The organism is [Phormidium] sp. LEGE 05292 (assembly GCF_015207735.1).
GTDB lineage: Bacteria > Cyanobacteriota > Cyanobacteriia > Cyanobacteriales > Aerosakkonemataceae > Floridanema.
Genome location: NZ_JADEWG010000056.1, coordinates 23,933 through 38,602 on the forward strand (window position 1 = coordinate 23,933; position 14,670 = coordinate 38,602).

Sequence of the window (14,670 nt, forward strand, 5' to 3'; positions counted from 1 at the left end):
CGTATATTTCTTAAATAAAAAGACTAAATTCCTCAAATTTGTAGTAGCGACTTTAGTCGTATATTCCTAAATAAAAGGACTAAAGTCCCCACAACGAACCAAGTTTATTACAAATAATTGAACGCTCATAATATAAACACCTCCTTCTCTTCTCTCTGTGTCCTCTGCGTCTCTGCGGTTTCTAAACAATATTACTGACTATATTTCTGAGCAAGATTACCAACTCTTGTTAAAGCATCTTGCCAATTAGCAAAGCTAGTAGGAAATTTATCCTGAATTTGAGTGGCAATATTGCCCAATACTATACCTTCGTTCATTAATTCTAAGATTAAGCGATCGATCTCTCCATCTTCATTCAAACTCGGCAAAAAAGCAGAACTACTCTTCCGCAATTGTACAGGAGAAAGCGGCGTAGCAAAAAAACTTGATTGCTGAAAACTCGCCTTAACTTGACTAAAATCACCCTGATATAAAACACAAGTATTCCAGCGCCAAATATAATCATTACCAACCAAATTAGCTTGCAAATTTACCGAAATTGTATCGCCAACTTCTAAAAAAACAGGCTTTAACCAAGGAAGAAAACCATTGCCATAAACGAGTTCCGGCATCCCAGGCGCAGTAGAAAAACCAACGCCTTCTGCTAACATTGCATCAAACCAAATACTTACTCCGTAACCTGTTCCATTCCGCGCTACATTCCAACTTATTTCGGCACTAACATCAGGACTTTCTATAGTAGGATAATCTAAGATTGCCCAAGATTGCGGTGTAGTTAAAAGTTGTGCTGGTGCTACCCAACCCTTACCCCAATTATTAATTACAATTTGTCGCGCCGCCGTCATATTTAAGCCATAAATATTGTTATCCCAAATATCAACGATGCGACTATATAAATGCGGCACTTCCACCACTGCTGCCCACAACTTATCACTTTGAGGAATGAGAATGCCACCCTCAGCAAGCAAACGTTTTCTCGCATCTATAATTGCCGGAATATGTTGCCCAAATAATGGCAGCATTCCCCGAATATCAGAAACAATTACATCAGCAAGTTCGGGTATTTTGACTTTGGTTGAGACATCTTGAATAAAAATAATGCGATCGCCATACCCATTTTTTCTAGCAATTTCTTTTGCTACCTGGATAGCATCGCTAGGTTCAATAGCGTAAACTTTTCTCGCCCCAAACTGACAGGCAAGCAAAGCAAAAATTCCCGTACCAGTTCCGATATCTACTACTACAGAATCGGGTTTTACTGTTTGACGCAATGCCTTAACGTAGGCATCCATACGCCCTTTGTCAGCAATCATGCTGCCATATCCAGAAATGCTATACATTGCGATCGTTAGTTATAAGATTAAACGTTTTAGATCCCCCCTAACCCCCCTTGTTAAGGGGGGAACATGATTCAAGCCCCCCTTTGTAAGGGCATTCAAAGTCCCCCTTTGTAAGGGGGATTTAGGGGGATCTAATCATGTAATTAACAACCTGAGTTATTAGTTCTCTCATTACCGATTACCCAATTTCTGAAAATCCTTTAAAATTACATCACATAATTGAGAAATATTTTCAGAATCCGCATGAGGAGTAACCAGTCGCAAAGGCGCTTTAGCTACTACCCGACTCAATAAATCGAATTCGGCGGCACGCATTTTTTTATCCAATAAATTGTTAGCGTAAGTGTTAGAAATTAAGCTAATTAAACCAGTATTACTGGGTACTGTTTCCAGGAAAGGGGCTGATGGGGAAGTAGTACGATCGCCTAAAATATAAATAGCACCCAATGGTAAAGGTAACTCCTGAAATTTATATTCTGGTTGGGTAAGATCCAAATAGCATTTATCCCAATTTGGTGTTAAACAAGGCAAAGCATCCTTTTCACCATACAAAGCTTTTACCGATGTAGGCCACAATCGTAAACGGGGATAAGCAGGTTGTACTAAAAACTGATTATCCCTCTCTAAAATTGGGACAATATCATCAGATAATACGGCAAAACCAGCTTTAGCAAAAGCTGCTGCTGTCGTTGATTTTCCCGCACCTGCTGGGCCCAGAATTGCGATCGATTTATCCTCTACTGCCACAGCAGAAGCGTGCAAACAAACAACGCCTCGCAAACGCAATACAAAGCCAAAAATTGGCCCCAGTAAATAGGTAGCCGTATCTTCCAAAGTCAAATCATCAGGCCAAGTAGCCCAGATTTGAGTACCTTTTCGATCGATAATAAACTCAGTGCGATCGCTATATTCCAACCGCCAATATTCTCCATTTCCTACTTTCCATCCCTTCATCAACGGTTGACCGCTTAAATCTTTATACGGACTCACGCACCATATAGTTGAATTATTTTCGACTATTTGCTTCAACCAAGGAGGGATTTCATCTAGCCACACTCGCACATCTGGTACAAATTTTGGCGGTAAGGTTAGTAATCCGGGAATAGGTTTGTTGGAATGCAGATGTAAACCGAAAGCAATGTGAAAAAATAACACAAGAAGTATGGGAATATAGATCCGATCGAGGTTGAGTTTTACTGAGTCTTACTAAGCCCAAATTTTGGATTATCATTACCAGAATTACCTGTAGTTCCTTGGGTCAATTCTCGGATATCACCATAGGAAAAAAGTTGAGGACTGTGATAGGGTTTTTTGTTCGATTTCTGATTATTTGATAGCATGAGTTTTCTCCTTTACTGAAAAGTAGTTAATTTTATTGACATTTTGCAACCAGAAATTTAGATTCAAGGGATGTAGGTCGATCCAAGCTTGATCTCTCTGGGACTGTATTCCAGAAACTATCGGCATCGCATTTCGATCGACATATTTAGCCAACATCGGTGTAGCTTCAAATTCATCGACCCATTGCGACTCAGTTTGTTGCAAAAGCACAGTTGTCGGATCTCTCGACATCGGGGTTTTTGGACGCTGACGCACTGACTCAGGTAAAATACCCCGCATCGCCACCCGCATCAGTTCTTTATGCAAGCACCAAGGTACTGGTGGAATAGCCAATAAGTAATTTACCAGACGCAGATCGAAGAACGGATATCGTACTTCCACAGGTAAGCCAGTTACTCCCGGATCGTAGCTTTCAAACAGGTAAGGCCAACCGGAACTACTAAGCTGTTGATAAGCCTCTGGACGAATCGGATGAATCAGCCGTTGTTCCCGGTAAAACCGTTCCCATCTCCCAGGCAAGTCCAATTTAGCTGAAAAATCAGAGTTTATCCAGCTGGGGTAGGTAGGTAATGGGGGACGAACACCCAGCCATCGCTTGACCTGCGATCGCACTCCCGGTTGAGGTAACTTTTTATGAGAGATAACATACTCAACCGTATCTCCGATCAAGCGATCGAATTTCCAGCTTTTCACGAGATGGGCAAAATAAAAGTAAGCACCCCAAGAATAAAATACTGGATCGCCACCATTTCCATCTAGCACAACTCGACTATGGGCGGCAATTTGTTGTAATTGATCTACAAAAATAGCTAACAAAGAAAGATTACTAGGTTCGGGACGCTGCAATAAAGGTCGATCCACTTTTCCAAACAACTTATAGTCGTCTGCAACTAGGTATTGAATGGGAATACCCAAAGTTTCTCCTACTAATCCTGAATAGTAACGTTCTCGATCTGGAAGCAATTTATCATAGACAACGGTGAAGGATCTTATATCAAAAGTATCGCCTCCTTTACGTAGAAATTTACAGGCAGTAGCGGCTATAGTTGTCGAGTCCATTCCCCCACTCATAGAGACAGCAATGCAGTTTGTTCGCAGTCTGTCACTAACCGCTTTTTCCATTAACTCTTGAAAATTTTCTACATAATCTTCTGCCCGTTTATACCTGATAAAACCATCGGTGGGCAATGTCCAGTAGCGTTTAATTTGTAACCTTTCCTTTGACCAAGTTAAACAATGTGCTGGTGCTAAACGTTGGATATCGGCAAAAATAGTTGTAGTGAATTCTTGGTTATAACCAAACAGTAAAAAATCTGCGATCGCCAAATCATTCAACTCATCCGACACCCCCGGATGAAACCTCACACAATTTAGCGTATTACTAAAAATTAAACTATTCCCAACTTCTGCATAATAAAACGGCTTCACTCCAAAATGATCTCTGGCGCAGAATAACTTTTGCTTTCTTTCATCCCAAATTGCAAAAGCAAAATCACCCAACAAATGTTGAACGCAATCTTCCCCCCAAACTTGATAAGCACGCAGAATCAATTCTGCATCTGTTACAGCATTAATCTTTAGCTTCTCAATTAACTCCTCTCGACCATCAATTCTGGCATCAGCAGTAATCCAAATCCCATCTAAACTAAAAGGTTGTTTCTCTCCGACAGACTCTCTAGTAGTTCGCAGCATTGTATGACCAAAACCCACATTGCCATCCAGCCAAATCTGTTGCTCATCTGGCCCTCGATAGCTCATAAATTCAGTCATTCGCTGCAATAAATCGCGGTCAATTGCTGTTTCATTGCGGTTAATAATACCAACAATACCGCTCATAATATTTTTACCTCAAATGGCAGAATTGCTCCAGCAAAAGGCGGAAAAAGTCGATCGACATCGCTGCGATCGTTTAAAACACACCCCTGACATTCTACCCAAGCATGAGCTGCTAAATTTTCTTGTTGTTTACGTACACCAATCCGCAATACACTTTCCATACCTTGTCGTCGCAATAACCACCAAAGCAGCAAAGATTTCTGTAAACAATTAGGTTTATATAAACCATATCTACTAGCAATTTCTACTAATTTTGCGATCGTCCTAGCTTGCTTAATTCCCTCTCTCCCTTGCAGCCGATCTTTCCTGTCATTAAAATTAGCCATTATTCCATAAAACCGTCTAAACCCAAAAAATTTGATCCCAAAAGCTACTAATGGCAGCAACAAGAAAGCCTGCATCAGCAACATCAGTTCTGACCAAGAAAGTTCTTTTAACTTACGCCAACTATTAATTGCTAACATTAATTAACCCATGCTGTACCAGCTGTTCGAGCAAATTATACAAATCAGTTTCTAGCTGCTCAGGAACTACATCATATTCTGATAATAAAGTTTGATATGCAGCTGCGATCGTTTCCGAAGTAGAAAGCACCTCCCATATCCGAGTCCCCACCCGATCCAAACCGAAATAACGTTCACTCTTCAGGTTTAGAATCACCGATTCCCCATCCAGTTCCCGAATTAAAACATCTTCAGGCACAGAAACTCGCATTTCAAAAGTAATACCCATTCGATTTTAGATTTTAGATTTTAGATTTTAGATTTTAGACTTTGACTATTGCCAAAAATATCTTATCCCAAATTCCTAAAAAGCTGCTGACAACAGGAGAACCTTCCCCCTTTCCCCTTTCTTCCCTTCAACCTTCTGCCTTTCTTCCCTTCTGCCTTCTGCCTTCTGCCTTCTGCCTTCAAAAAGCCTTCTGCCTTCAAAAAGCCTTCAACAAAAAAGGCTGCTCAAAACAGCCCTAAATCACGATAATTTGCAACCAAGAAAGCATAGAAAACTAAATTTAGTGCTTTTTTGACCTGCGCTTTTGTTGACGGCTTCTGGCAGTAACCATTGCCGGATCTACTGGGAACCCTACCATTGGAATTACCTGGTATTGGCGTTCTGCTTCCAGTTTTTTCAACTCTGTATAGTCTACCCAGTGAATACAATCGACAGGACAAGTATCAATTGCTTCTTGAATTAACTCTTCCGAGTCGCCATCCTGCCGAACTACTCGCGATCGACCATAATCAGGTTCTATGTAAAAAGTATTACGCGCAACGTGAGCGCAATGCTTACAACCGATGCAGGTAATCTCATCTACATAAACACCTTTTTGTCGGAGCAATCCACCAAGTTCTGGCTCAAAACCAGAGCGTTCTGGATCATCCCTTAAAAAACCACCTAACTCTGGTTCAAGGCCCGATCGAGCTACGCCGCCATCATCTCCTATTGCGGGAGAAAAGTCGGACATTAGCCCCTCCAGCGTTGTACTACTAAGCGAATCGAACCATCATCATTTTTTTGTTGTTCAGCAACTTGGAAACCTTGTTTAGCGGTTTCATTCAACACAGTTTGGAAAGCATAACGCTGAGTGACTTTGTTTAAAAATCGATCTACAGAGATAGGTTGCTGCCAATACTGTAAGTCGGCAACTAATTCATATTCGTTGCCGTTCCATCTAAAGCCAATGTCGTAACCATTTTCCTGCTCAATGGCAATTTCAGCATTAATAGTTTGACCGCGATAACCGCGCACTGGACAAGGGCCAGATTTCCAATCAATCCCTAAGTCTGTCAAAGCAGTTTGCAGGGAGACAAGGTTACGGAGTTGAGTTTTGATTTGGCTAAAGTGTGACATAGTTTCTGATGATTAAAACAAAGTAAAATTTGCAAAAAAACAACTTACCATTCACTAAAAGTCGCTTGGGTTGTGGCTGTGTTTGATTGTTCTAACACTTGAGCAAAATACTCAGAAGTTTCCTCCTGAGTAAGTACTTGTCCAAGTTGAGCTTCAATTGCAGCAGTAACCTCAGCACAGGAATTCCCTATGATGCCAGTAACTTTTTCTTTGACTCGCCCATCGGGATAAATAATAAATTCTAGTGTTTCCATGCTCTTGGTTGTAACCTACATACTCATTGAACTTTGCGATCGTACTTAACAGTACCGTCACAGCTTCTCGATCGAGATGCTAACAATTTGTCTTTAACTCACTTTACCTAATGTGGCAAATCGAATCAAAGCGCAACACAACTTATTATTTATGCGATTAATCCCTCAATTATTTGACAGTTTCGCTTAACTTGCAAGAGCAGTCAAGATACCCCCAGACAGACCTCCCAGCCCGAAAAATCTTGATCTTTCTCTGACCATCAGTACTGTCTTTGGCCCCCTCAATCGTTTAGCCACTATATATAGTGTCTTTATTTCAAGAGTTACACTAAATATATAATAAGATTTGTTACATAGACAACAAACCTGATATTAATAAAATTTTTCAATAACTCTGACCTAAGCTAAATGGCTCGATAATTAAAGGTCGTCTTTAAATTTAAGGTTAAGAATGATGAATCTACAACAACTCACAAGCCCGATTCGTGTAGGAGTACTGGGTTTTGGTGGCTTAGGACAAGCAGCCGCTAGAATACTCGCACCCAAGCAAGAAATGATTTGGGTAGCAGCTGCGGATCAAAAAGGTTATGCTTACGACGCTAGAGGTTTAAATCCCGATACCTGCATTTCCACTTACCAAGCACAGGGTTCTCTCGGATACTTAGAAGCAGGCGGTACTTTAAGCAACCAGAGCATTTCTGATTTAATCACCCAAGCAGATGTAGATGGATATTTTCTCGCATTACCTAACCTACCTAATACTTTTATGGCTTCTGTAGTGCGGGAAATCATTCAATCTGGTTGGCAGGGAGTTTTAGTTGATGCCCTCAAGCGTACCAGTGCAGTTGAACAAATGCTGCAATTAAAAGATAGTTTACAAGCAGCAGGCATTACTTACATGACTGGATGCGGTGCAACTCCAGGGTTATTAACCGCAGCAGCAGCTTTAGCCGCACAAAGCTATGTAGAAATTCACTCTGTAAAAATTACCTTTGGCGTGGGAATCGCTAACTGGGAAGCTTATCGGGCGACAATTCGGGAAGATATAGCCCATATTCCAGGTTACAACGTAGAGAAAGCAGTAGCCATGAGCGATGCCGAAGTAGAAGCTTTACTGGATAAAACAAATGGCATTTTAGCTTTGGAAAATATGGAGCACGCTGACGATATTATGCTGGAATTGGCGGGAATTTGTCCACGCGATCGCGTCACCGTCGGCGGAGTAGTCGATACCCGCAACCCGAAAAAACCCCTGAGCACCAACGTTCAAATTACAGGTAGAACCTTTGAAGGCAAAATTTCCACCCATACCTTCACTTTAGGCGATGAAACCAGCATGGCAGCCAATGTTTGTGGCCCCGCCTTCGGTTATCTCAAAGCCGGAATTGCCCTAAATCAAAGAGGTATTTACGGCTTATTCACCGCTGCGGAAATTATGCCCCAATTTGTTAAGTAACAGTCCGTTGTGAAGGTTCGTTGTGAGGACTTCAGTCCTTCCCCCGCCCAAGAGAACGACTGAAGTCGTCACAACGGACAAATTAACTTCTTTTACTTCGTGTTCTTCGTGTCTTCGTGGTTTGTTGCTCTATTTTTTGTTTGGGAAGTTTAGAGGACGATCGCTTCTTTACTCTAGAAGACTGTGGCAAAGCTGCCTGAGACTTACTACTTTTAAAACGCTTCACCGCTGAACCACCCCAGTCAGACAAAGAATGACTCATTGCTCCTAATTCTAACCCCAGAAATAAAGCGATTCCTTCAGCTTTATGTTGTGAGACAGAGGCTAAAGCTAATTTAGTGCTAGTTTTCCAGTCAGTTGTTTCCACTCCCGACAATTCGGCAATGAAAATTACTAATCCTCCCAAGAGGATAATCCAAAGACTGAGGTAGAGCGATCGCAACGCCGTCCCAATAATCGGCCCATGCGATAAAAACGACCTATGGCGCAGACTTTTTTGATAAGGAATCCATATCCAGCGCAAAAAGCCCCAACGCTGGTATTGACGCGAGTAAATATCTAAATCTGGCCCAAACATCAGCCCGCCAAACAAAAAACCCCCTGACACCAACAATGTAAGAATGCCACTTTGGGTCTGTCCGAATGTCAGAACAGCCACTACAGGTAAAATCCATAAAGTTATGCGATCGTGCGTCCTACCACTTGGCATTTTTTTGAAGGTCTGTTATAGTAGTTAAGCGGGTGAAAAACGGGCGGTTAGCTCAGTTGGTAGAGCGCCTGCCTTACAAGCAGGATGTCACTGGTTCGAGTCCAGTACTGCCCATAGAAAACAAGTTTATAAAAAGGCGATTAGAGTCTAACTAATTAAGGATTCTAGTCGCTTTTGCTTTCTTCCAGGTAGTGTCTTCTAATTTGTTTAGGGCTTTCATTATTGCATCATTTGTAGTTGTTGCTCAAGTCAGTATCAGTCCTTTTTGATGAGAGTTACGGAAAAGACCAAAAATCAAAAGTTTTTTGTATTTTTTTCACATGGCAGTTACTTAAGGTTGAATTTAGATACTTAAACTGGCAAAGTTATTAAGGTACTTACTTGCTTTGCACTTATGCAATCACAATCGGCGGAAATAACCCCAGAGTTTTTTATTACTCCTAATCAAGACTTAAACAAAACAAGTCAGGAGATACTAACCATAGTAAATCTTTCTAAAGAGCAGCTTCGGCAACGGTGGAATACACCACAAGGCCAATATATCCTAAGTAAGTGGAGAGGAAACAAGTATGACCGAAAAGTTTTAGATAGCCTTGTAGGTAAATATTATGGTCATACAGATATCAGAGGTATTCCCCTCGCCAGAGAAGACCTAAGCAAGGTGGATTTGAGTAACGTTGACTTGTATAGTTCAAACATTGAAGATGCAGTTTTTAAATTTACTAACTTAAGTGATTCTTGGCTTTCTGAGTCCAATATGAAAGGAACTTGCTTTGATTTCGCCATTATGAATAACGTATTAATAGATAATGTAGAGTTCAATAAAAAAACTAGCTTTATAGGTGTAAATTTAAATACAATGAATTTTAACCTAGCTGCTCTATTGCAAGATTATGCCACTACTCAACAAAGAATAGAGAACCTCAAAACTAAGCATCCTCTATTGGCTGGTTTTCTCTGGATAACCTGTGATTATGGACGTTCGTTTACCAGGTTTTTTATTTGGTGTCTGGCAGTTGTGATAATTTTTGGCCTACTTTATACCTTGATTCCAGGTTCTCTCAGTAAGCCGGGTTTTTGGAATAGTCTTTACTTTTCAACAATGGCATTTACTACTCTGGGTTCCGATATTCAAGCAATATCACCTGTTGGGAAAATACTTGTGGTCATGGAAGCGGCTATTGGTTATCTGATGACTGGATTGTTGGTCGCGATTTTGGTCAGAAGAACAATAGGTGACTGATCCTTTTATTTTTTTAAGTATGATTGCATTCCTTAGTTTCCTAATTGTGTCAATTGCTATGTAGAGAAGAAAATTTTCCAACTTATTCCAACTTAGAAAATTTTCCAACTTATTCCAACTTAATTGTATGGCAAGCAAACTTACGACGAGTGAGCTTGAAAAAAGTTAATTTACAAGGTACAAATTTAGAAAAATCAGTATTTGCAGAAACCTTAAGTGGGGTCTGTGTAAATAACCTCTGTAAACAAAGATTTGTCAGCTGATACTTAACGACTTCTGACTAAAATAGCTGTGCTATTAACTCCACGAGCGATCGCTTCGGGTATATTACCGTTAATTGTGTGTTGCAAAAACCCTTCCCGACTCGCACCAACCATCACAACATCACATTTATCTGTTGTTGCTAAATTAATTACTGCTTCGGGAACAGAATTTGATTTTAAAGTAATTGCCTTGACGTTTGTATGCAATTTTTTACGCAGAGCATGAGCAGATTTTTCCAAGACAGATGTATTAGGTTGCAACTCATTTTGATGGAAAACTTGACAAAGTTCAATAATTGGTGAATTATCTTGAGGAACTAATGCTGGTAAAAGTTGTAATGCTGCTTCAGCATTAGGCCCTCCTGCCATTGGAATTAACCACTTATTCAATTTTAGATTGAGATTTTCTGATTCTCCCAACTTGATTAGAACTACTTCACAAGCTGCTTGGCGAATTACTGTATCAACAACAGTACCAAAAATTTTGCCAGTAGCCGAAGGTTCAGCATTCCATCCCATTAAAGTTAAATCTATATGTTCTTGTTTGATTGTTTCCAGGATAGTTTGAGCAATATTGTGCGCTATTCTCACCTGTGTATGTACGGGAATTTGGTATTTTTCTGCTAATCTTTCCGCTTGTCGTAACAACCGACGGCTTTTAGCTGTGTTAACGGAAATTTCCGCAGGGGAACGGTGATGAGGTGCAAGAATTATTTGCAAACACACTAATTCGTAATTGCGCTGATGCGCGATCGCAGTTGCTAGTTGAATTAATTTTGGTGCTGTTTGTGGATTAGCTAATGGTAATAACAAACGACCTTTTCTAGTAGCAGGCGATCGCGTTTCATAAACTATGTAAGAGCGTTGAGAACTCGGACTAAATTCAGTAATACCCGCCAGTTTATTAGCTTCAGCACGGATTAAATCGCTCCGCGTAATAATCCCGACTAATCGCTGTCCTTCTGTTACTGGCAATCTGCTTAATTGCAAACGATTAAGTAGATAAAGAACATCAGTTAAAGATGTTTTTGGGCTAACAGTAACAGGTTGGGGAGTCATAATTTGACTTAATGATGTATCGTCAGCAAAATTCCGTTTGTTTAAATCTGATTGAGTAACAATCCCCACTAAATTACCATCATTAACTACTGGAAAACCGCGATGGTGAGAGTGAGCAAAAGCTTGCAAAGCTTCAGTTTTAGTCATTTGACTAGTTAGAGTTTCTACTTTTTGCTGCATCAAATCTTCTGCTTGCAATTGGATGAGTAAGTTATCGGCTGCTTTGTCTTTTTCTAAATGAATGCCATTCCACTCTAAGAGGCGATCGTAAATTGATTTAGGTGCGATCTTTTCCCCAATTAAATAAGCAGTTACACAGCCAATCATTAAAGGTAATACCAGATTGAAATCTCTAGTCATTTCAAAAACAATGACAATCGCTGTAATTGGCACTCTAGCAACAGCACAAAAAAATGCTCCCATCCCCGCTAAAGCATAGTTTATCGGTAAAGTTGTGCCTAAAAGACTGTATTCAACTGTGCCAATTAAATAACCTAAAGCTGCGCCTAAAATGAGAGTGGGAGCGAATAAACCCCCTGGCGCACCCGAACCATAAGCAATGATAGTTAGAATAAAATAACTAAAAAAAGCGATCGCTGCAAATTGCCAACTAGCTTGACCAGTAATTAACAATTCTCGCAATCCGGTATGATCGTGGAAAGCGATCGGCAACAAAGAAACTATCAAAGCACAGATAAAACCAGCTAATCCCACCCGCATTGGCAAATTCAGAGGTAATATTCGACTATAAATTGTTAAACTCTGAATAACTCCCCGATTAAATAGCGACCCTAACAAGCCAGATAAGATTCCTAAAATTAAGTAAAAGGGGATATCCGACATTAGCAAACTACTAATAGGAGTTGCTGAATTTAAGTTAACATCTAAACTCTGACCCCCAAAAACGTGCGATACTACCGCACCAATAAAAGATGCCAAAATAGCCGTACCTAACGTTAATTCTGAGACATCTTGCAGCAGTTCTTCAACTACAAATAATACCCCAGCCATCGGTGCATCAAAAGCAGCAGCTAATCCCGCACCTGCACCCGCAGCTAACAGTTGACGGCGATGTTCTGGCGAAGTGGGTATCCATTTACTCAACTGTGCAGCTATAGAGGCTCCAATTTGAACTGTTGGCCCTTCTCGACCTAAAGCTAATCCCGATCCAATGGCTAAAATTCCTCCCAATAATTTAGTTAAAGCAACTCTTGTATTTAGAGGAATCGGAACTCTAGCTAATACAGCCTTGACTTGGGGAATCCCGCTTCCTGATGTTTCTGGGGCAATTCTTTCTACTAGCAAACCTGCCAAAAATCCACCGAGTAATCCGATGCTGGGAAGTACAATCCAAGGATATGCTAAATGCAATGAATGTACCCGAAATCCTCCTACCCATCCTACTCCTTGTTTGAGCAGAACTGCGGCTAGACCAGATATTAATCCTATTAAACAAGCTTCAAAAATAGCTAGACGTTTAGGTGAAATTAAGAGAGTCGATTTTTTCCAAAATGAAAAGTAATTCATCAGGTCGCCGATGTTAATAATTTATCTTAATCAAATAGCAACTTCTTGAGTTTATCTATCTGATTTTGCATCTCTTATATAGAGCTTTTAAGGAAAAAATGAAATTAGAGTGAAATATATCGAGTCCTTTGGGAATAAATTTTACTTCTGCTTTTAGATGGATGCAACTCCCTTGATAACGTATCACTTTTGAAATAGGACTTTAGTCGAAATTTTGATTTAGTCTAAGAACAAAGTTTTGAAAAGATAGAATTGCTTGGCACTATCTATACCTTTACTGCCAATTGTCGAACTATTTAAAGGCAGACTATGACAAATCCCATTTACCAAACTGTAATTCTCGGTGGCGGATTCACAGGGCTATTTACGGCTCTTCATCTAAGTCATCAGCACTACCCGCGTTCTGTAATTCTAATCGATCGAAACGATCGCTTTTGTTTCAAGCCCTTGCTCTACGAATACTTCAGCGGCGAAATGGATGCCGAACAAGTAACACCCAGATATGAGGAACTGCTGGAACATAGCGGGGTAATTTTTGTACAGGGAAGCGTGCAATCCATTGATTTGCAGCAAAGACAGGTGCAACTTGTAGGCGGAGATTCTTACGGCTACAGCAACTTGGTTTTAGCTCTAGGTAGTGTAACGGGTTACTTTGGAGTAGAAGGAGCGCAGGAGAATGCACTGCCTTTTCGGACGCAGGAGGATGCGATCGCGATCGATCGACATCTCCGAGACTGTTTGCAACGCGCCAGGGAACTGCAAGATCCAGAACAACGTCGTAATTTATTAACAATTGCTGTTGTCGGGGGAGGCCCTTCTGGTGTAGAAATGGCAGCAACCCTAGCAGATTTTATTCCTCAGTGGTATGGCGCAATCGGTGGTAACTCCCAAGAAGTGCGAGTAGTGTTAGTTAATCATGGTGAAATACTAGAAGGTGATGTAAATAGTCAGTTGCGGGTGACGGCAGAGCAAGCATTAAAAGAGCGATCGATCCCAGTAGAACTGCTGATAGGAGCCAAGGTTACAGCTATTCATCCCGATCGCCTAGAGTACCAACTCCATGAGCAAACAGAAACCCTAGCAGCCGGAACAATCATTTGGACAACAGGAACTAATACCCATCCACTGATCAAATCATTACCAATTCCAGATGAACATCGGGATAAACATGGAAGATTAAGTGTGACACCAACGCTGCAACTACCTGATTTTCCAGAAGTATTTGCGGGTGGAGATTGCGCGATGGATTTACAGCCAGAATCCGGTACTGGAGATGAATATGAAACTAGCGAGGTAAATTCAGATCAGTCTACCAGTGCGGAAAAGCATCATAGTAACCCGACACCCTTGCCTCCAACTGCACAAGTAGCCTATCAACAAGGTGCTGCGATCGCGCATAACCTCAGAGCCTTAGCATTAGGATATGCTTTGAAACCTGCCAGAGTAAATTTACGAGGTACGTTACTCAAATTGGGTTTAAATAACAGTGCTGCCAATATTTTCGACACAATTGAACTTACAGGAGAAGCAGGACATTTAATTCGCCAAGGGACTTATTTAGAACTATTACCAACACCAATTCACAACTTTAAAGCAACAACTGAATGGCTAAAAGATGAAATTTTTGAACATTACCATCCCGACGGTTTTAAGCAAGCAATGAAAGTCGCAGGAGTCGTCGGCAGTGTACTAGTAGGAGCCGTCATCGCCAGAAGAATTGCCAAATCCTTAGCAGACGATCGTTCGTAAGGCAGAGCAGGGGAATTTTTCCCTAACCCCCAACCCCTAACC

The 14,670-nt window shown here is 40.8% G+C and carries 15 protein-coding genes and 1 tRNA gene; 5 read left to right on the top strand and 11 right to left on the bottom strand.

What is annotated here, in order from left to right:
• Nucleotides 1–191: 191 nt before the first annotated feature.
• The 9 genes from IQ264_RS16725 to IQ264_RS16765 form a co-directional block, all read right to left on the bottom strand.
• Entirely contained in the window at nt 192–1,340 is a 1,149-nt protein-coding gene (locus IQ264_RS16725) for a 50S ribosomal protein L11 methyltransferase (RefSeq protein WP_193981931.1), read from the bottom strand.
• A gap of 171 nt (nt 1,341–1,511) precedes the next feature.
• Nucleotides 1,512–2,495 carry a serine/threonine protein kinase gene (locus IQ264_RS16730; protein ID WP_193981932.1) on the bottom strand — a complete coding sequence of 328 codons (984 nt, stop codon included), beginning with the start codon at nt 2,493–2,495 and terminating at the stop codon, nt 1,512–1,514.
• 38 nt (nt 2,496–2,533) lie between these two features.
• Nucleotides 2,534–2,680, bottom strand: a complete 147-nt coding sequence (locus IQ264_RS33875) for a lasso RiPP family leader peptide-containing protein (RefSeq protein WP_193981933.1) — start codon at nt 2,678–2,680, stop codon at nt 2,534–2,536.
• On the bottom strand, nt 2,667–4,517 hold the full coding sequence (locus IQ264_RS16740) for an asparagine synthase-related protein (RefSeq protein WP_193981934.1): 1,851 nt from the start codon (nt 4,515–4,517) through the stop codon (nt 2,667–2,669). The genes IQ264_RS33875 and IQ264_RS16740 overlap by 14 nt, the downstream gene beginning before the upstream one ends.
• Nucleotides 4,514–4,981: a lasso peptide biosynthesis B2 protein gene (locus IQ264_RS16745; RefSeq protein WP_193981935.1), complete on the bottom strand. Its 468-nt coding sequence runs from the start codon at nt 4,979–4,981 to the stop codon at nt 4,514–4,516. Before IQ264_RS16745 ends, IQ264_RS16740 begins: the two co-directional genes overlap by 4 nt.
• Nucleotides 4,968–5,249, bottom strand: a complete 282-nt coding sequence (locus tag IQ264_RS16750; protein WP_193981936.1) for a PqqD family protein — start codon at nt 5,247–5,249, stop codon at nt 4,968–4,970. Before IQ264_RS16750 ends, IQ264_RS16745 begins: the two co-directional genes overlap by 14 nt.
• Nucleotides 5,250–5,529: 280 nt before the next feature.
• Nucleotides 5,530–5,982: a ferredoxin gene (locus IQ264_RS16755; protein WP_193981937.1), complete on the bottom strand. Its 453-nt coding sequence runs from the start codon at nt 5,980–5,982 to the stop codon at nt 5,530–5,532.
• Nucleotides 5,982–6,368 carry a DUF1257 domain-containing protein gene (locus tag IQ264_RS16760; protein ID WP_193981938.1) on the bottom strand — a complete coding sequence of 129 codons (387 nt, stop codon included), beginning with the start codon at nt 6,366–6,368 and terminating at the stop codon, nt 5,982–5,984. Before IQ264_RS16760 ends, IQ264_RS16755 begins: the two co-directional genes overlap by 1 nt.
• 44 nt (nt 6,369–6,412) lie before the next feature.
• Nucleotides 6,413–6,622, bottom strand: coding sequence for a DUF2997 domain-containing protein (locus tag IQ264_RS16765; RefSeq protein WP_193981939.1), 210 nt, complete (start codon nt 6,620–6,622; stop codon nt 6,413–6,415).
• Between the two features lie 451 nt (nt 6,623–7,073).
• Here IQ264_RS16765 and bioU point away from each other — a divergent pair, with 451 nt between their 5' ends.
• Nucleotides 7,074–8,078: a (S)-8-amino-7-oxononanoate synthase BioU gene (bioU, locus tag IQ264_RS16770; protein ID WP_193981940.1), complete on the top strand. Its 1,005-nt coding sequence runs from the start codon at nt 7,074–7,076 to the stop codon at nt 8,076–8,078.
• Nucleotides 8,079–8,160: 82 nt separating this feature from the next.
• Here the strand turns inward: bioU and IQ264_RS16775 are convergent, their stop codons facing one another.
• Nucleotides 8,161–8,787 carry a metal-binding protein gene (locus tag IQ264_RS16775; RefSeq protein WP_193981941.1) on the bottom strand — a complete coding sequence of 209 codons (627 nt, stop codon included), beginning with the start codon at nt 8,785–8,787 and terminating at the stop codon, nt 8,161–8,163.
• Nucleotides 8,788–8,828: 41 nt separating this feature from the next.
• On the opposite strand from IQ264_RS16775, the gene IQ264_RS16780 reads away from it, so the two are divergent.
• The 3 genes from IQ264_RS16780 to IQ264_RS33880 all read left to right on the top strand — a co-directional run bounded on the left by IQ264_RS16780 (nt 8,829) and on the right by IQ264_RS33880 (nt 10,293).
• Nucleotides 8,829–8,901, top strand: a tRNA-Val gene (locus tag IQ264_RS16780).
• Nucleotides 8,902–9,181: 280 nt separating this feature from the next.
• Complete coding sequence (locus IQ264_RS16785; RefSeq protein WP_193981942.1) at nt 9,182–10,030, top strand: ion channel; 849 nt, start codon at nt 9,182–9,184, stop codon at nt 10,028–10,030.
• Nucleotides 10,031–10,083: 53 nt separating this feature from the next.
• Complete coding sequence (locus tag IQ264_RS33880; RefSeq protein ID WP_228061598.1) at nt 10,084–10,293, top strand: pentapeptide repeat-containing protein; 210 nt, start codon at nt 10,084–10,086, stop codon at nt 10,291–10,293.
• A gap of 3 nt (nt 10,294–10,296) precedes the next feature.
• Here IQ264_RS33880 and IQ264_RS16795 read toward each other — a convergent pair whose 3' ends face one another.
• Nucleotides 10,297–12,879 carry a chloride channel protein gene (locus IQ264_RS16795; RefSeq protein WP_193981944.1) on the bottom strand — a complete coding sequence of 861 codons (2,583 nt, stop codon included), beginning with the start codon at nt 12,877–12,879 and terminating at the stop codon, nt 10,297–10,299.
• Nucleotides 12,880–13,188: 309 nt separating this feature from the next.
• Between IQ264_RS16795 and IQ264_RS16800 the strand changes: the two genes are divergently transcribed.
• The gene (locus tag IQ264_RS16800) at nt 13,189–14,628 is read left to right on the top strand and encodes an NAD(P)/FAD-dependent oxidoreductase (RefSeq protein WP_193981945.1); all 1,440 of its coding nucleotides are present in this window, start codon (nt 13,189–13,191) and stop codon (nt 14,626–14,628) included.
• Nucleotides 14,629–14,670: the final 42 nt, after the last annotated feature.